At 42.4% G+C, this 18,566-nt stretch carries 16 protein-coding genes; 8 read left to right on the forward strand and 8 right to left on the reverse strand.

Features of this window, described 5'->3' with window-relative positions:
• A partial coding sequence (locus RM049_RS16530) for an ATP-binding protein (RefSeq protein ID WP_322704954.1) occupies nt 1–2,639 on the reverse strand: 2,639 nt, incomplete at its 3' end.
• A gap of 178 nt (nt 2,640–2,817) precedes the next feature.
• On the opposite strand from RM049_RS16530, the gene truB reads away from it, so the two are divergent.
• Entirely contained in the window at nt 2,818–3,702 is an 885-nt protein-coding gene (gene truB / locus RM049_RS16535; RefSeq protein ID WP_322704997.1) for a tRNA pseudouridine(55) synthase TruB, read from the forward strand.
• Between the two features lie 231 nt (nt 3,703–3,933).
• Here the strand turns inward: truB and RM049_RS16540 are convergent, their stop codons facing one another.
• The 4 genes from RM049_RS16540 to RM049_RS16555 form a co-directional block, all read right to left on the reverse strand.
• A complete protein-coding gene (locus RM049_RS16540) occupies nt 3,934–4,713 on the reverse strand; it encodes a hypothetical protein (protein ID WP_322704955.1) in 780 nt (259 codons plus the stop codon).
• A 201-nt stretch (nt 4,714–4,914) separates the two neighbouring features.
• A complete protein-coding gene (locus RM049_RS16545) occupies nt 4,915–5,751 on the reverse strand; it encodes a protein-glutamate O-methyltransferase CheR (RefSeq protein WP_322684009.1) in 837 nt (278 codons plus the stop codon).
• Nucleotides 5,752–5,772: 21 nt separating this feature from the next.
• On the reverse strand, nt 5,773–6,309 hold the full coding sequence (locus tag RM049_RS16550) for a hypothetical protein (protein ID WP_322704956.1): 537 nt from the start codon (nt 6,307–6,309) through the stop codon (nt 5,773–5,775).
• Between the two features lie 184 nt (nt 6,310–6,493).
• On the reverse strand, nt 6,494–7,060 hold the full coding sequence (locus RM049_RS16555) for an HD domain-containing protein (protein ID WP_322704957.1): 567 nt from the start codon (nt 7,058–7,060) through the stop codon (nt 6,494–6,496).
• Between the two features lie 248 nt (nt 7,061–7,308).
• On the opposite strand from RM049_RS16555, the gene RM049_RS16560 reads away from it, so the two are divergent.
• The 3 genes from RM049_RS16560 to RM049_RS16570 all read left to right on the forward strand — a co-directional run bounded on the left by RM049_RS16560 (nt 7,309) and on the right by RM049_RS16570 (nt 9,636).
• On the forward strand, nt 7,309–8,049 hold the full coding sequence (locus tag RM049_RS16560; RefSeq protein WP_322684006.1) for a DUF2993 domain-containing protein: 741 nt from the start codon (nt 7,309–7,311) through the stop codon (nt 8,047–8,049).
• Between the two features lie 38 nt (nt 8,050–8,087).
• Nucleotides 8,088–8,639, forward strand: coding sequence for a DUF2231 domain-containing protein (locus RM049_RS16565; protein ID WP_322671183.1), 552 nt, complete (start codon nt 8,088–8,090; stop codon nt 8,637–8,639).
• Nucleotides 8,640–9,222: 583 nt separating this feature from the next.
• On the forward strand, nt 9,223–9,636 hold the full coding sequence (locus RM049_RS16570; protein ID WP_322690543.1) for a hypothetical protein: 414 nt from the start codon (nt 9,223–9,225) through the stop codon (nt 9,634–9,636).
• A gap of 336 nt (nt 9,637–9,972) precedes the next feature.
• Here the strand turns inward: RM049_RS16570 and RM049_RS16575 are convergent, their stop codons facing one another.
• Nucleotides 9,973–13,251, reverse strand: coding sequence for an alpha-mannosidase (locus RM049_RS16575; RefSeq protein ID WP_322704958.1), 3,279 nt, complete (start codon nt 13,249–13,251; stop codon nt 9,973–9,975).
• A gap of 87 nt (nt 13,252–13,338) precedes the next feature.
• On the opposite strand from RM049_RS16575, the gene RM049_RS16580 reads away from it, so the two are divergent.
• Both RM049_RS16580 and RM049_RS16585 read left to right on the forward strand, forming a co-directional pair.
• The gene (locus tag RM049_RS16580) at nt 13,339–14,976 is read left to right on the forward strand and encodes a hypothetical protein (RefSeq protein ID WP_322704959.1); all 1,638 of its coding nucleotides are present in this window, start codon (nt 13,339–13,341) and stop codon (nt 14,974–14,976) included.
• Nucleotides 14,977–15,134: 158 nt separating this feature from the next.
• On the forward strand, nt 15,135–15,431 hold the full coding sequence (locus tag RM049_RS16585; RefSeq protein ID WP_322671179.1) for a hypothetical protein: 297 nt from the start codon (nt 15,135–15,137) through the stop codon (nt 15,429–15,431).
• Between the two features lie 82 nt (nt 15,432–15,513).
• On the opposite strand, the gene RM049_RS16590 is transcribed toward RM049_RS16585, so the two are convergent.
• Complete coding sequence (locus RM049_RS16590) at nt 15,514–15,645, reverse strand: hypothetical protein (RefSeq protein ID WP_322704960.1); 132 nt, start codon at nt 15,643–15,645, stop codon at nt 15,514–15,516.
• A 103-nt stretch (nt 15,646–15,748) separates the two neighbouring features.
• Here RM049_RS16590 and RM049_RS16595 point away from each other — a divergent pair, with 103 nt between their 5' ends.
• The gene (locus tag RM049_RS16595) at nt 15,749–16,525 is read left to right on the forward strand and encodes a class I SAM-dependent methyltransferase (RefSeq protein ID WP_322690539.1); all 777 of its coding nucleotides are present in this window, start codon (nt 15,749–15,751) and stop codon (nt 16,523–16,525) included.
• 52 nt (nt 16,526–16,577) lie between these two features.
• A complete protein-coding gene (locus tag RM049_RS16600; RefSeq protein WP_322704961.1) occupies nt 16,578–17,153 on the forward strand; it encodes a hypothetical protein in 576 nt (191 codons plus the stop codon).
• 112 nt (nt 17,154–17,265) lie between these two features.
• Here the strand turns inward: RM049_RS16600 and RM049_RS16605 are convergent, their stop codons facing one another.
• Nucleotides 17,266–18,423, reverse strand: a complete 1,158-nt coding sequence (locus RM049_RS16605) for an extracellular solute-binding protein (RefSeq protein WP_322704962.1) — start codon at nt 18,421–18,423, stop codon at nt 17,266–17,268.
• Nucleotides 18,424–18,566: the final 143 nt, after the last annotated feature.

Below are 18,566 nucleotides of genomic sequence, written 5' to 3' on the forward strand. Positions count from 1 at the left end.
TTCTGAGCATGAACTTCCGAGTTCTGAACTTGAACTTCCGAGTTCTGAGCTTGAAATTCTGTGCTTTCGTCAAGGGCAGTTCCCCCTGCCCCCTGCCCCCTGCCCCCTTCCTCTTCTTCAGGTAGCCAACGTAAGGCTTCTTCAACAAAAGCGTTTGCAGTTACAGCCGACGATGCCAGTGTAGAGGCAACCCAAATTTGGTCGGCGGGTAGATGGGCGATTCCGGTGGGGATGGTGACGGTGAAGGTTGTGCCTTGGTCTACTGCGCTCGTAACCGCGATCGCGCCGCCGTGCCGCTTGACGAGTTCCTGCACCAGAGACAAGCCAATGCCTGAGCCTTCATAGCTGCGCCCCTTCGCGCCTTTGACTTGATAGAACCTCTCAAAGAGGTGAGGCAGTTCGGAAGCGGCAATACCTACGCCCGTGTCGCTGACCATCAATTCAACTGTGTTTGCTTTGGATTTGAGCGAGACAGAAATCATACCCTCGAAGGTAAATTTTAAGGCATTGGAGAGCAGGTTTAGCACAATCTTTTCCCACATTTCGCGATCGACGTAAATGGGATCGGGCAGGGGAGGACAATCGACGACTAACTGCAAATTGGCATTCTCGATCGCCGAGCGGAAAACACTTGCCAGTTCCGCCGTGTAGGTGGATAAGTCGGTGGGTTCGTAGTTTGCCTTCAGGCGATCGGCTTCGATGCGAGAGAAGTCGAGCAGGGTATTGACCAGTTTCAGCAAACGCAAGCTATTGCGATGTGCTAGTTCTAGCCGTTCCCGTTGTGAAGAAGTTAGGGGATTTACCGAATCGCTCAAGGCATCTTGCAGGGGAGCGAGTATCAACGTTAGCGGTGTGCGAAATTCGTGGCTGACGTTGCTAAAGAAGAGGGTTTTGGCGCGATCGAGTTCTGCCAGAGATTCGGCGCGTTGGCGTTCTTGTTGAAGGGCAGCTTGTTCCTGAATCAAGCGAATTTGATCGGCTTGTGCCTGTTTGCGATCGGTAATGTTGTTGAATACGACGACAATGTGGTATTTATCTTCGTCGATGCGCGACACCAAAATATCGAACCAGCAATCTACACTGTCGATGTAGTGTTCAAACCGGGCCGATTCCCCTGTTTGAGCCACTGTGCCAAAGGTTTGCAGCCAGTTCTGATTCAACGGTTGATTCAGTTGAGTGGCGTTTTTACCTGCGACATCGCGCAGTCCGGTTAGGGACTCGAACGCTGGGTTGACCTGCAAAATTTTCCAGTCGATCGCCTTTTCATCGTCGTCATACAGCAGTTCGCAGAGGGCGTAACCTTCGTTGATCGAATTGAACAGCAGCCGATATTTTTCTTCTGATTCGCGCAACCCTACTTCGGCGCGGGCGCGTTCAAGCCGCGTCCAGATGCGGTTGGCGAGTTCGCGGGTCAGTTCGATTTCGTCGTCGCGCCAGTCATGGGGTTCGCTACGATAGATAACGAGCAGGAATTGCCACTCGCCATTGCGTATAAGCGGTATGCTGAGGAAAGAGCCGATATTCAGAGTCGCAAACTGCTCGCCATCGGTCAGGGGGTCGTCGAACACGTCGCGGATGACGATATCAACTCCTGCGAGACAAAGTTGCATAACTTCGGGCGTTAAAAACTCTTGCATGCGATACGTGCCACGCAGGCTCGGCACGTCGCTGCGATGCCAGTTGTAGTCGATGACTGCAATTCCAGCCGACCCATAAAGTTCGGCAAAGGCGCAGGCTGACAGGCCGAAATGTCTGCCGATTTTTTCGCCCAGCGCATTCATCGTCTCGTCAATGTCCGTCAGACGCGCAAGGTCTTGGCTGACTTCGGCTAAAAAGGCGAGATTTGCATCGTGCCGTTTGCGATCGGTGATGTCATTAAAGACAGTGCAGATTTGACGACTGCCCGCTTTGCCGACGCGCGAAGCGTAAACCTGATACCAACGCCCGGTAAATTGGTTGTAATTTTCAATACGCTGGGGTTTTCCCGTCTTTACCACATCGTTGTATGCTTCAAGCCAGTAGCTTTCAGTGTTCGGGGCAATCTCGCTTGCCAACTTGCCCACCACGTTTTCGAGTCCCGTCTGCTGCTCGAAGACTCGATTCACTTCCAAAAAACGGTAATCAACCGCCTTTGGGATTTCGTCATAAATCATCTCGAAAATACAGAAGCCTTCGTCAATCGAATCGAACAGCGATCGATATTTTGCTTCCGATTCGCGTAGGGTGACTTGGGCTTGTTTGCGATCGATGGTATCTTTGTCAAGTTGCTGCGCTTCTTGCAATGCTCGTTGTACCGATGGCACCAACCGCCCTAAGCGTTGCTTGAGTACATAATCTGTCGCGCCTTGCTCGATCGCTTCAATCGCTAATTCTTCGCCCAAACTGCCAGAGATGAAAATAAACGGTATCTCAGGACGTAGGCGACGGGCGATCGTTAGTGCCGCAATCTCATCAAAATTAGACAAGGCATAGTCTGCCAAAATCAGGTCGATGGCGTTGCTCTCCAGTGCCCTAATAAAAGCAGCGCGAGTCTCTACCCGCAAGAGTTCACAGTTAATACCGCCCTCGATCAGCGTGGCTTGCACGACTTCTGCATCGGTTAGATTGGCTTCGAGCAAGAGAAACTGAAATGCTGACATTATTTTCTTTTTACTGTTTTGGTAGTACCCAGTGACCAAAAGGCTCTTGAGCAGGGGGCAGGGGAGCAGGGGAGAAAGATACGCTCATTCCACATTTCATGGTTTCAGAGCAAATAAATTTATATATATTTTGCCAATTTAATGCAAAATTTTAGAAGCTGTAACTAATGATTTTGTGTTGTTATTTCAAGGTTTTCTCAATTTAAACAAACCATTTGACTGGACTTCCCACGATTGTGTAGCGCGGGTGCGAAAGTTGTTGCGCCTCAAACGTGTAGGACATGCAGGAACCTTAGATCCAGCTGCTACAGGAGTTTTACCGATCGCACTTGGTAAAGCCACAAGATTATTGCAATATCTCCCAGAAAACAAAGCTTACAAGGCTACAATTCGTCTGGGTGTGCGGACTACAACCGATGATTTAGAAGGTGAAATCATTAGTTCTCAAGCTTGTGCTGGATTGAGTTTGGCAGAGGTGAAAACTGCACTGGCACAATTTGAAGGCAAGATTGAGCAAATCCCACCGAATTATAGTGCAATTCAAGTGGATGGGAAACGTCTTTATGACTTAGCGCGCCAAGGAAAAATAGTGGAAGTTCCAGTGCGAACAGTGGAAATTTTTCAGATAGATATTTTGGACTGGAGAGAAGGAGATTTTCCCGAATTGGATGTGGCGATCGCCTGTGGTTCTGGTACATATATTAGAGCGATCGCTCGTGACTTAGGTGCAATCTTAGAAACTGGTGGCACACTTGCGGCTTTGCTCCGAACTCAAAGCAGTGGTTTCGATTTAACAAATAGTCTCACTTTTTCCGACTTAGAAGCTAAATTGCAAGGCGGGACGTTTCAACCTCTTGCCCCTGATGCAGCGTTACAACATTTGTTGTCTGTGACTTTACCAGCAATACCTGCTCAAAAATGGTGTCAAGGTCAGCGAGTTTCTCTGAACTCTGATGTTACTGGGATAGTAAGAGTTTATCAAGAAGAGACTCGCTTTTTAGGTATTGGACAATTACAAGATGAAGTGTTGATTCCGCAAATGGTTTTTGAGCCGATTTCTTGAAGAAGAATTCAGGAGCAGAGCCGGAGACGCTTTCTACCAGACGCACAGAATTCAATTCTGAATTCTGACTCCTCACTCCTGAATTCTTTCTGTTATGTCATGTCCGCTTGATTGCTTATTAAACCCGAAGAACCCCACCCCACCAAAGCTATGCTTTGTCTCCCCTCCCCGCAGGCGGGGAGGGGTTGGGGGTGGGGTTCTTTTATTATGGGTAATTTGGCGGACATGATATTAAACCAAATAACTCGTATTAGGTACGATCGCAAAGAAAGCATACTCATACCAAGCAGTCCAGATGAAACTGCGAATCCATCGCTGACGCTTGTCGAAACTCAATTCATATTCAAACGCCCCACGAGATACATCAATGGAAGATAAATGAGAATTGCAACCGCAGCCATGCTGATAAGTAAAACCATATTTAGAAGCAATACTTTGCACCTTCATTTGAATAGCAAATACCTTACCTGCATGGAGTATGGCATCCCAAGCACGTTTATGCTCAATATCACGTTTATCGAATCGCAAAGCACGTTCTTCAAAAACATGATCGCGGTAAATTGGGGCTAAATGCACCTGATAAAAGCTAGCAGGTAGTTCATAACCAAATTCATTAAATAAATCTATGCCGATGCGAGCCACTTTTACTTCATCAGCGTAATCGATTCCTTTTGACTCCAGATCGCAAAGAATTTCTGCAAAGTTCGGATAGCTGTGTTTGAGAAAGTCTTGTCCAAAAAACTCTAAGGTTTCCCATGCTAGTTGTGCAAATAGCTGAGAAAATGATGGTATTAGGTGAGCTAGTTGGGGGCGATCGCTAAATAAATCAACATCACCACATTCTAATTTATACAAAAATAGCTGTGCCATCTCAACATAGCTTTGGGGCTGGGAAAGTCCGACACTCGTGGTTCCTCTAGCAATGTCTTGCCATATAGAAGGTAGTTGAGAAACATGAACCGCATTTTCTCCAGCAATGACTGCAACAGGAGGACATTCGAGAAGTTGCATCGACAATCTCCTTAAATACTTTAATGTGTAATTTACCTTAAGCGATCGCTAAATCTATCTTCTGAACACAATAAAAAATGTTTGACAGACTGTCTTTTGACAACGAGCGCAATTTTATTCCTAATTTTCGGGGTATTGGTTATTAGTTATTTTAGGATAATTCATAATTGATAATTCAATTATCCATTTCAAGCATTCTTTTCACTTACCTGCTATTTTCCTATATATTTTCTCTCCCTTGACTAACTCTTCATAGTAAGGCTCATAAGAGGTGAATCTGATAGATTCTTGTCTTCCTAAACCCAAGATACCAAAGGTGCAAAGGCTATTATAAAACAGTTCGTGTACGCGTTTTTGAAGTGCCTGATTAAAATATATGAGGACATTACGACAAAGAATCACATTAAACTCATTAAAAGAACTATCAGTGGCTAAATTGTGCTGGGCAAAAACAACATTTTCTCTTAGGGACGCTCGAAAAATAGCATTGTCATAAGCTGCTGTATAATACTCTGAGAAAGATTTCTTGCCGCCTGCTTTTAAATACAGGTGAGTATATTCCTGCATCATTTTCAGGGAGAAAATCCCACTTTTGGCATTTTGTAATACCTTCTCATTCGTATCAGTGGCATATATACGGCAACGGTGATAAAGTCCTTCTTCTTGCAGTAAAATTGCCATTGAATAGACCTCTTCACCAGTTGAACATCCAGCGTGCCAGATCCGAATAAACGGATAGGTTTGTAAGAAGGGAATAACCTGATTTCTGAAGGTATTATAAAAGCTGGGATCGCGAAACATTGATGTGACATTCACCGTCAGAGCCAGCAAAAATCTTTCTAAATAAGCGCGATTATGTAGTAATCGCTCTTGCAATGCAGAAATATTTGCTACCCCTTCTAATTGCATGAAGCCCTGAATACGGCGCTTGAGTGATGAAAGAGCATAATTGCGAAAGTCATAACCGTAATATTGATACACACCTTCCAAGAGTAGGTGTATTTCTATGTCCTCTAAGATCGGTTTGGGCAGAGGCATGATATTCATAATTCATCGGTTTCAGTTTAACCAAGTGGCTTTTATTACTAAAACAGCGATCGCAATTATTGAAATTCCAGCTAGCCATCTAACCTGATAGCGCAGATTTTTTATCTCTTGGCTCAGGCTTTCTCTTTGTGGGATGGAATATGGTTCTAGTTGTACAACTTCAATAGCTACTTGTTCGGGTGTCTTTTGGAGATTTTCAAACGAGACTTGCGTGTGTAGCCAATTAGTAATCAGTTGCGGACAGTTCTTTTTAAACCAATTTAAAGCTATGATTCTAAAAACTGGTTTAGACATTCGGGCAATTAATTTCATCACCCTGTTTAAGGGTTTCAGGCGAAGCTTTTGATTAATCAAATTGACTGAACCAACATCATAAAGACAATCCAGAATTAGTTTTACAGTGGCTTCTTCACTGTTAATCAAGTTTTGCAGTAAAAGCACAACATCACGCATCCGCTCTGCTTCTGCATACTTTTCTGGCAAGTTTTCTGGAGGATTTACTGAAGGATTTACAGTTGGATTTAGGGTGTTTTGTCTTACTATCGTCATATTGGTAACATACCAGTCATAATAATATCAGTACACCTATCTGCCGAGAGAAAGGTTTTTTATCTAGAGAGAGAACCTAAAAGCCAAAATTTATTCGTGAGAAACATGACTATATCGTGTTTGTAAAAAATTCGTTTGTCTAGTTCTAATAAATCTTTTATCTACTTCTGGGTAAATAAATTTTTTATGTAGATGCTAAGACTTCAATTTCCGAAATCACCCGTTCTAACTCCTCAATTATTAGAGTGCTTTCAGTTTTTTTAAAAGCCTCTAAAAGCGCCCGATAATACCAAAGAGTACCTTCTTTACGCCCATGAAAACGTTCCCAAAGTGATTCGCCCAAAATGCGATAATCTTTGAGAATAGACTGGGCATTGTAAAGTTTATCAGCGGATGACACCAGCAGTACTGATGGGGAAGCTGTAGGAATATGAGCAATGTATGCCTCCTTGCGCTGTCGCCAAGGGGGTTTTGGAGTTGTATCAGCGTCAGTACAACCATCTACAATTGCCGTTACATTGTCACCAAAGCGACGGCGAATTTCTTCTCGTGTTGCAGCGCCGCCTTGATCTTCGATCGCATCGTGTAACAGAGCTGCGATCGCTTCATCTTCATTTGCGCCGTATTCTAAAGCAATACTGGTGACACCTAATAAATGGGCAACATAAGGGACACCTGAACCTTTACGAACTTGGTTAGCGTGTAGTTGGGTGGCGTAGATCAAGGCTGCGGTAAAACGTTCTGAGAGCATTGTATAAATAAAAAAGTTTTAGCAGTCAGAATAACTCAACTGAAATATTGGGTTTGTGTCAATTTTATAACAAATCGCTCCAAGTGCAGAGGCAGTAAAGGATAAAAGTAGTATATAAGTAAAATTTAAATTTGAAATTAGATAGATAACATTTAAATCTATATTCCATCGACAGATAGATAAAACTCTGCTGTTAGTTTATTAAATTTACTCAAGGATGTGCTTTTAACTAGGAGTTAATTTACATAATGCCAGACAATCCTGGATTAGGAGAGCAAGCTCTCAATAAAGCGGCAGAAATAGGATTATCTAGTCAATTAGATGAAGTAGAAAATTTAGATGTAGACATCAAAACAGACCCGCTGAAACTGGTTCAGGGAGAGGTGGATGAAGTCACGATTGCAGGTGAAGGTTTAGTTATGCAGAAAGACCTCCGTATGGAGGAATTGGATATGAAAATGACTAATGTTGCCATTAATCCTCTAAGTGTGGCTTTTGGTAAAATTGAACTAACTAAACCGACAGAAGCTAATGCACAGGTTGTGTTAACCGAAGCTGATATTAATCGTGCTTTCAACTCCGAATATGTGCGATCGCAACTGCAAAGTCAAAAAATACATATTAACGGACAACTAAAGACAATTGAACCTCAAAATGTAGATTTTCGATTACCGGGTGATGGAAAAGTAGCACTAAATGCCAGCATAAAATTAGTAGAAACTGGGGAAAATCAGCAAGTTGCTTTTTCCGCAGTCCCCAGGATTAGCAGCAATGGAAAAAGTGTTGCTTTGGAAAATGTCGAGTATGGCGAAAGTGAGGAAATATCGCCAGAGTTGACCAAAGCTTTGGTAGATCAAACTAGTGAAATTTTGAATCTAAGTAACTTTGATTTAGACGGCATAAGTTTGCAAGTCAACCAACTAAAAGTAGAAGTAGGTAAACTAATATTACAGGCTGAAGCTTATGTGGAAAAAATTCCTTCAGCTTAAAATAGTAAAGCAAGGTTCATAAATTCAGGATACTAATAATGGAAACTACAGAAACAACGCAAACAGGTTCAACACCTTTTCCAAATATTCCACCAGTTATTGAAAGTAACGACAGTGAGTATCGTGATACCGGTGTACCCAGTACAGTTGCGATCGCCGGACATCCCCTACACCCCTTGAGTGTGATCTTTCCCATAGCCTTTTTAGCCGCCGCCTTGGGTAGTGACATTGGTTACTGGTTAACTGGCGATTTCTTTTGGGCTAGGGCTTCGCTATGGTTAATCGGACTTGGATTAGCTGGAGGCGTTCTTGCATCTGCGATCGGTCTGAGCGACTTTGTGAAAATTGAACGCGTCCGCAAGCGCACCGCCGGTTGGACGCATTTGATACTTAACGTTTCTATACTAGTTTTATCACTCGTTAACTTTCTTTTACGTTTAGGTGACGCTGAATCCCGAATATTACCTTGGGGACTGTTAATCTCGCTTGTTGTCGGTACGCTAACCAGTGCTTCTGGTTGGTTCGGTGCTGAACTCTCCTATCGCCACAAAATTGGTGTAGTGGGTGGAGGTAGCAGAAGATATCCTTAAAAAAGGTGTAAGGCACTGTTTCGACTACGCTCAACAATCAGACAGGAGGCAGAAAGCAAGTGGTCACTGAGCGTAGTCGTTGCCACAGCCTCTTGTAAAGAAGTTATGCAGAAGATAGGAAAAACGCAGCACTTAACAAGATAGTTACCTGAAGCTAAAAACCCAGTGACAGATTATTATTTACAGCTTCCGCTAAGAATATTTAGTAGTTATCCTTTGTATTTGATACAGTTTTGATACATCTTGTGGAATGGATATAAGTCCGATCTAACGTTTTTATAAATCAAAATTTGGGAAGATATTTCCCTTGTCTAGCAAGGCTTTTGAACTCAAATTACAATCAAAAATATAGTTTGTTTAATTAATAACTGTATACTTTATCTGTGTGGTGAAAAAAATTACATCCTGTTAAATACTAAATAGTTATATACACAAACTTATAAAAATTGCAATTATACAAAAGAGTGAAATTGCAATATTGAATTTCATACTAAATTAAGTTTAAAAAAGTGCGCGAACGGTAACTTTCAGACTTTAAAGTGTTTTAATAAAGTTATTACCGAAAGTTTAGAGAAGCAAAAACATGAAAGGTTTCAGGAAGTTATCTTCAATAGCAGTATTGCTATTTGCCTTTGTGTCTCCGCCTTCATTAGCTGAAGCGAAAGATATTTCTCTAAGTAATACTCTGAATGAACAGAGCGTTGCACCAGATGCTAACCTGGTTGGAAATAAAACCGGAGAGCTTTTGATTGCTCAACGGTCGTCAAGACGATACCAGAGAATCCGAGGACGGCAGAGAATCCGAGGACGGCAGCCCTATGGACGATACCAGAGAATCCGAGGACGGCAGCCCTACGGACGATACCAGAGAATCCAACGATGGCAGCCCTACGGAAGACGGCAGATAATCCAACGACGGCAGGGCTTTGGACAACGCCAGATTATTGAACGACGGCAGCCCTACGGACGATATCAGATTATCCGCCGACGCTATTAGAGATAGAAGTGAAAATGACGTAGGCATAATACCCTTCTCCTAACGGAAAGGCTACGCGTAGCTTGCTTGCAGAAAGTGCTATGGGAAGCCTCCAGCTACATGAATTTTGCCTACTAAATATTTCGGATAACACATATTTAGTTCACCAGATGTCTAATGGTTAGTAATGGCGTGACAAGACTAAAATGTTGCAATAAATTTTCTTGTGGGGCGGGCATCTAGCCCGCTAATTAGGACGGGCTAGAAGCCCATCCCACAAGAGTTTGCTAATGCACAAATTTAGCCTTGCCACGTTAGTAGTTGTTCTATTAACCACTAAACATTAACTATGGTGGCTCACTTCAGCCTGGGATTAATCGCTGATATCACCTTAAAATTGGCGATTTTCCAAGGTTGTATCATCAAATTTTGTTGCTGAGATGAAAATTCAGTACTGGCGGAGCGCTCTAATAAATCTACTGTATTTCCAAGATTTAACCCTAAATCACTTTGCAAAGATAACTCGGCTGTTTCCCCGTGAGATTCATAACATCGCAGAATTAATTGCTGTGGATCGTCTTCAGATGGCTTCAAGGCCATTAAGATTAAATTTTCAGCTGATAAATCTAGGAAACTTACTCCTTCAATAGTGCCGATAGCGGAGGGTTTAGCCAGTGGTCGATTGAATATCACTTGCAACGGTATATTCAATTCATAGCCACGCCGTACTGTGTGGGCTGATTCCCAACTATCAGCATGAGGATACAAGGTATATTTGAACTCGTGAAAGCCTCGGTCAGCTTTTGAGTCTGGCCAATTAGAACTGCGTAGCAGTGTTAGACGGAGTTGATTTGGTTTGCTGTCATAACCGTATTTACAATCATTGAGCAAACTGACACCATAACGATTTGGGATTGCGGTATCTTCTGTCTGTGTGTTTTCTGCTGTTAAATCAGCCCAACGCAAAGCAGGAACTTCCCATTTTGCTTGTTCTGCGGGAGTTTGCGGTTTAGTTGGGCGGCGAATCGCGCCACAGGGAATTTCATAAGTAGCAAAGTCAGCTTCAATATTTAGAGGAAAAGCAGCTTTCACTAATACATGATTTTCTTGCCAATTGACAGTTGTAGCAATGTTCAGCAGAGGTGAACCAGCTTGCAAAATATAGTCTTGGCAAAATTCCGATTCACCCAACTGACGCACTACGCGCACACGACTTTGCACTGGGCCTTGTTCTAACCACTGAATAAATTGAAGATTTGTTGAGGGTAAGGGATGTTGAGCATAATTGGGGTCTATATTCCAAGCATCCCAATATTGCCCACTGTCTTTAAAAGCTTGCAGTTGATTCCCCGCCCCACTTAAAACTTCTCGCTGATAAGTTTTGTCAAAAACACTTGATAAATCTCCGGTGTCGGGATCTATAACAACTCGCAAGAATTCATTTTCTAAAATCCAGTCTGGGAAGAGTGCGGGAGATGAGGGAGAAACACGATTCATCTCGTCTGGATTGGAGAGTGAAGGGGAAAGCCAAAATATGCGGTAGCCTACGGGTGGAATTTCGGTGGCAAGAAATAGTAGGGTTGATGGTTCAGATAATTGGGAGACAAGCTGGTTTCCAGAAGCATCGTAAATCTGCCATTCCTGGTTAGTTGCTGGTGGTGTAGGTAAGGCTACAGAGATTACCTCAGAACGTTGCCAATTGAGAGAATTGAAAACAAAAATAGGCAGACTATCGGGTTTTGGTGGTTCTGATAGGGTAATGTGAGATGCGATCGCTAAAAGTGATTCCTGTAATATTTTCGTTCCCATTTGTTCCACTTGCTGCCATTGAGGCAACGCATCTGTGTAAACTTGGGTAATTGAAGAACCGGGTAAAATATCGTGAAACTGTTGAAATAAAACTAATTTCCAAGCTGCTTCAATTTCTGCTTTTGGATATGTCACACCACAGCTTACAGTTGCCAAGGTAGCAAATAGTTCAGCTTGATATAATAAATTTTCACAACGACGATTCCAGCGTTTTTGATCTCCGTGGGTAGTGTAGCAACCGCGATGAAATTCTAAGTATAGTTCGTCATTCCAAGTAGGGAATGAAGGGGATGGGGAAGCAGGGGAAGAATCATAATTATTAACAGACGCGATGAATCGCGTCTCTACAACTTGCTGTAAATACTTTTCAGGCGTCGTAAATTCTAAGTCTGGGAACAAAGGTGACTTTTGCCAGCGTTGGGCGGTTTCTAACATATCACGGGTGGGGCCGCCGCCGTGGTCGCCGACACCGGGAAGCCAGAGGGATTCTGGTAAACTAGTTTGGGTTTGCCACTCAAGAGCATAAGTTGCCATTTTAACTGGGTCTATAGCTTCACCGATGGGTGCAGACATCAAACTAAAGACTTCGCTGCCATCAGGCGATCGCCACCAAAAAGCCCCATAATCAAATTTAGTAGTATCATTCCACCGCAACTTCTGCGTCACAAAATACTCAATTCCGGCATTAGCGAAAAACTGCGGTAAAGTGGCACAAAAACCAAAAGAATCTGGAACCCATTCTACAGTTGAAAGCTTGCCAAATTTCTCCTGGATGTAGCGCTGACCATACAATAACTGACGGACTATTGATTCACCTGCAATGATGTTGAGTTCTGGTTCCACCCACATTCCGCCGACAACTTCCCAACGCCCGGTGGCTACCTGTGCTTGAATTGCCCTAAACAAATCCGGGCGATGTTCTTCAATCCAAGCATAAAGTGCGGGGCTTGAATGACAGAAAATTAACTCAGGAAAATCTGCTTGCAACTTCAAAACCGACTCAAAAGTATTTTGCGCCGCATTCCAAGTTTCACTTACAGGCCATAACCATGCTAAATCTAAGTGAGCATGACCCAGTAAAAAAATTTTAGATTTTTGATCCCCCCAACCCCCCTTGAAAAGGGGGGCTAAGATGTCGGATTGAATTAGGTTTTGACGTAGAGACAAAAACGATCTTACTAACTCTTCCTTGGCGTCCTTGGCGCCTCTGTGGTTCGTAACCTCCCCCACCATCGCTGCCAAAACATCCAACTTCTCCGGCGCAAATTTTTCCAAATAAAGTTGCACCACAGCTAACTCATCAGCCACAAAACCCGGATCGGGATTATTATCAACATAAGACTCATAAACTAGGAGCGATCGCACTAAAGCACCATCACAATGTCCCGGACTCACTAACCGCAAAGCCACAGTAAATTCTTCCCCTGGCGTCACCCCCTGACACAGAAGCACTCTCGGCGAACAATCAAATAAATCACCCTCCAGCACTAACTCGCCATTTACATAAATCTCAGCAGAATCCGCCCACCAAACCAGCGCCAGCCGCAAAGATAACCCAGCTAAGGGATAACCCTGTAAATCTTGGGGAACCACCAATCTTTGCACTAGCCATAGCACTTTTTTCCCGCCCGTCCAAGCAATATGTTCTTTAGCATTCAACTGGACAGGTTGCCAATCAGACAAATCAGCAGCTACAACATCAGTAATAACTAAGTCAGATTCCTGATACAGCCACGTAGACTGGATATTAACTTGACAAAAAGAGCGCAGTTGCTCAATTGTTTGTGAGATAAGTTTGGTCTGGGATTGAGAGACAGTCGGGGTCATATATTCGCTAAGATGGGGTGTTGGTCGTTTTTATTGTTTGGCGCGAGTCTCACAACTTAACAAGACTTGAACTAAAAAATTACTACTATGTCTTCTGGTTCCTCTGGTCGTTATCAAAGCAGACTATTTAACTTTGTCCACCAGCAATCTCGGCGGGTGACACAACAGTGGGAACATACCTTTCGGCATTTGCAAGTCGCCACTAAGTGGGGTGTCGAGGTACTACTTTACCCAGTGTATCTACTGTTTCAGTCATCTGAATCATCTGGGAAAACGCTACATACTAGAGAACCACAAACTAGATTAAAGTTACAACCAAATGATACCGATTTCCAGCCTGAAACTCTACCCAATGCTGATAGTCCCATTCAAAATGTACTAGAGGCAGTCAATTACCTGTCACCAGATGAACCCGCCTCCACTCCTACGAAAGCATCTGAACATTTCAATCCCTTGGCTTTATTGGGAGTTTTTCGGCTGAAATTCGTTGAAAAGAACTCTAATCTTACTCAATCATCAAATATTACGGCTAATCAAGCTCTCAGTCTCAACTCTTCACAATTAGACAATGCCCTTCAACAGCGTCTTCCAATAGTGCAAGGAATCGCCACAAATTTGATGAATCGAAATTTAGTACTTGTTACTGCCGACAATGAAATTCTAGATATCTTAACACGGGAACAACAGGCAAAATTAGAAGACCGAATTATTAACGAAGTTGCTAATTACTGGCAATGTTGGCGTTTGATTATAGCTAAAAAAGAAACGCAGTTATTACCACAAATTGACCGATTATTAGCAAAACTCACTGACGTAAATCCAGCTAAAATTCCAGTTTTAGCCGAGAGTATACCAAAAAATTTACTTAATACAGATAGATTATTAGCATTTCTAGATATAGCCGTTGCTAAGTTGGAATCGAATGCTTTAGTCCCAGCGCAAAAACGTAGCCAGGAAGTTATCCAAGTTGCCCAAACCCAGTTAAACATATTTCTTTATGGCAAAGATCAATTAGCTGCCAAAGGAGAGATTGCCCCCAACGCTGATGCTTTAGAAACTCATTCACAGAATTTTCAGGCTTTGATTGAGGCAGCGCTTAATTACTTTTTTGGTGTTGGTAATAGAAAAACACTTGAGACAACGATTAGTAATGAGATGCCAGGTAAACTCTTTTCGTCACGCCTTAGAAAAGCCTTATCCAAAAGCCCTCTAGGAGAGAACCAGGATTTCACAAACGATCCTTGGCTAACGTGGAATGATTTATTTGGTGACACCGAAACCACTGCTGACAAGCCAGTTACACTTTCTGAAGAAAAAAATCCTGCTTTAGCCCCAAGTTTATCAATAAAGCATTTTCCACAAAAGAATTTGAGTGTAAAACAACCTAAATTTGGATCGGGTTTGATACAAAGAAAACAACCAAGTAGTAATCTCGCCTCAAGTCAAAAAACATCTGGAAAAGTCGCCTCTGTAAAACAAATTAAAACCCGTATTTCCCAAACTAAAAGCGAGAGTCGTAAAGGGGAAATGTTGAAACAGCAGTTTCACCAAAGCAGTCAAGTTGAGGCGCAGCCAGACTGGATAGAAACCACAGCAACTTCAACTGGCTATGAAAAGCACCCCTTAGAGCAACTTTTGGAATGGCTTGATTATATTATGGTCTGGCTAGAAGAAAGATTTGTAAAGGTTTTTCAGTCGTTGCGGCAGCTATGGCAAGGGAAATAAGTTAAGAGATATTTTTTCAAAATTTACTATAATATTCACAATTTTCCAATTCAGATTTTTGGAATAAACGTAGGGTGCGTTAGTAAAACGTAACATACCCTACATTTACTCTTAAATTTTGAATTTTGAATTTTGAATTCTTATTGGTGGTTGTCTAAGTGAAAATTATTGTTTACTGTAAATACTTCAATTTCAAAAATCCATTAGATAAACCGAAAATTGAGACGTTTGTGGTAAATCTGCCTCAAATCCCTAAGATAGGTGAAACAATTGTAGTCGAAAGAATTTCACCGCAAAAGCAGTTTGTAATTATCTTTGAATACATTGTAACGGCAGTGCAATTTAATGCATCTAGGGAATCGGCTGATTCAGTAGATGCCCAGGTAAGTGCATTTCTGAATCACTGTTGGGAGGGAACATCAAATTTCAAAGTTACAAACTTTTTAGAAAAATAATCTCTTACCACAATAGATGATTGAGTAAATATTGTTTGAATTTCCTCATACTTGTAGCCTTGATAAACCAGCTTAACTTGCCTTACGCTTTTCTCACCTCACGGGCATCTGGGCGATTATCTATAAATTCTTGTAGTTCTGCCTTAGCGAAGCTCACCGTTCGCGTAGCGTCTCGTAGAGAAGGTATCGCAGGTTGTAGATGCTGGTCTATCATTGTTCGCTCTTAGACAGATATATTCCTCCGTATTATCTCGTACATTTTTTCAGAAATCAAATATGATTCCTATATATTCAATTAAAAACTACTATAGTTGTTTATGAATAATATTTCGACAAGCAATAATTGGGACACTTCGCTTTACGAAGATAAACACGCCTTTGTTTGGCAATATGGCGAAGACTTGTTGCAATTACTCAACCCTCAACCAGGAGAATCCATTTTGGATCTCGGCTGTGGTACTGGACAACTCACAGAAAAAATTGCCCAAGCTGGGGCTGAAGTAATGGGAGTTGATTATGCATCTGAGATGATTGAGAAGGCAAGACAAAACTATCCCCATATTCGCTTTGATGTTGCTGATGCTAGAAACTTTCAAGTAGATAAGCCATTAGATGCTGTATTTTCCAACGCTGTACTACATTGGGTAAAAGAAGCAGATAGCGCGATCGCTTCTATCCATCAATCCCTAAAACCGGGAGGGCGTTTTGTCGCAGAATTTGGTGGTAAAGGGAATGTAAAGGCGATCGCCACAGCTTTATACAGTGCTTTAGAGTCCATTGGTATCCCTCAAGCACAAGTAGAGAATCCTTGGTATTACCCCAGCATTGGCGAATACGCCAGCCTTTTAGAACATCAAGGCTTTGATGTCATTTATGCTATCTTGTTTCCTCGCCCAACTCCTCTAGCAGAAGGAGAAGCTGGCATCGCAAACTGGATTAAAATGTTCGCCAGTCCATTCTTAACCGGACTTTCACCTGAGCAACAAATACAAATAATTCCCGTCGTTGAGGAATATCTGAAGCCAACACTATATCAACAAGGAACTTGGACAGCAGATTATCGAAGAATTCGTATAGTTGCCATTAAACTTTAGATTGTGCCCTAATTACGAATTATGAATTACGAATTACGAATTAGTATCAGTTATGCATATACCTAAATTGTGCGATCGCCCTACAGCCCTTTGGGCATCCTACGGCAGGCGTTGGCTGTGCCATCGCCAAACATCATTTTCATTACTATTAACTATTAGTCTCACCACTTTACTAGTCCCACCCTCACTAGCGCAAACCCCCTCAATACCGTCGCCTTCTAGTGCGCCTTTAGAATTAGACTTATTGACCAAGCCAAAAGACTATATAATCACAGCCACCACCATTCATCCAGAACGATTGACCGTTCCCAGTTTATGGTGGGCACAACAAAACTCTGAAAAAAAGCTATTGGATAATTGGATCGCATATCCACCTTCTAACAAAGAACCTGCACGAGTAGACTTGATCGTAAATCAGCAAATTTGGAGCTTACTAGAGTATATAGAGCGCTACGACTTCGTAAATCGCTTGGGTAGCGCTGCACGGAACTTTGGTTACAACGTCCGGGTATTTAATTATCAAAAAGAACCCTTGGCAAGCTACACTTGCAACTTTAGTATAAGTCCAGCTTTATGCAGTATCCAAACCACTATTAAGAACAAGATAGGGTTACAGCGTTCTTTGTAGGGACTGGGGACTGGGGACTGGGGACTGGGGAAGATGAGGGAGATGAGGAGGATGAGGGAGAAATAATTAATGCCCAATGCCCCATGCCCAATGCCCCATGCCCAATCCCCAATTAAACTTTAATTTTGGCGAATAAAGACTCGTATTGTTTTATTGCTGATGGAGGTAAAGGAAGTAAAAATTCACTCTTATCGAAAACTTTGCGATCGCTCTCTAACAAACTCCATAATGGTTCTTGGATATCGGAAGCGGCAATATTTGTAGAAATTGGCGAATTAGTTTTAGTCAGCACCGAAATTTGTTTAGCTGTGCTTGGTTGCCAACAAAAATCAATCCATTGATCTGATAAACTATCCTTAGTAATCCCTGCGGGACGTACCCATAAGTCCGCCCAAATTGCTGTTCCTGACTGGGGGATAACTGCGGCAAGCTGCGGATAACGTCCCAAAATAGGCAATACATCGCTTGACCAACCAACCGCTAGCCAAGTGTCTTCCATAATTAGAGGTTCCAAATAATTATTAGAACTGTAAAACTTGACCTGTTGGTTTAAAATCTGTAATTCCTTTTCCAAGTCTGGTACTTGGTCAAGATTGTCTGTATTATAAGATTTTCCTAACTTTTTTAAGACCAAACCAATAACTTCTCGTGGTTGATTGAGTAGAGAAATACGCTGCTGCATTCCATCTCGCCACAAATCACTCCAATCTTTGGGTGTCCATCCCAATTTTTGCAATTTGTCACGGTTATAAACAATTACTGTACTACCCCACCTGTAAGGCGCACCCCATACCTTCCCTTGAGTATCCAAAATACCCTGGTCGTTGCGCGTTACCAGTTGTTTCCACCTTTCATTTAAAGTAGACCACTGCTTTAATTGGTTTCCCTGCATTTCTTGGAGTGGTTGAATCAATTTCTGTTCAATAGCTGCTTGTAGCCAGTAATCTCCCAATGTCACTAGGTCTGCGTCAGCGGCTTTTTGACCTTGCCTAAAAGGTATAAAGCGTCTCCATCCCTGCTCATCGCTGGTCTTTGGCTTCTGCTGCCAATTTTGTAATTGGTGAAATAAATCCTGTATATGCTCAACTGGAGCAAACTTTAACTGCACCTGTTGCTGCAAACCTTTGTGGAACCGATTCACCACCTGACCAGGTATAGAACCTTTTAATAACTGTACTTTTAGTTGCGTTTGCTTGTTTCCACCACAGCCAAAAAGCAGTTGTGAAAGCGCCAGTGTGCTTGTACCCAGCAAAAAAGACCGTCGATCCATTGATTTTGGATTTTGAAATTTTTGATTATACCTAATATTAAGCAGAGATTCACCAGTGGCTGACTAGCTGAAAAAGTGAATCTGGAGAATTATCAGGATTTTTTCTTGGTAATACGGGTAATTTTGAATATTTGACTCAAATT

Source organism: Nostoc sp. DedQUE04, assembly GCF_034530995.1.
Classification (GTDB): Bacteria; Cyanobacteriota; Cyanobacteriia; order Cyanobacteriales; family Nostocaceae; genus Nostoc.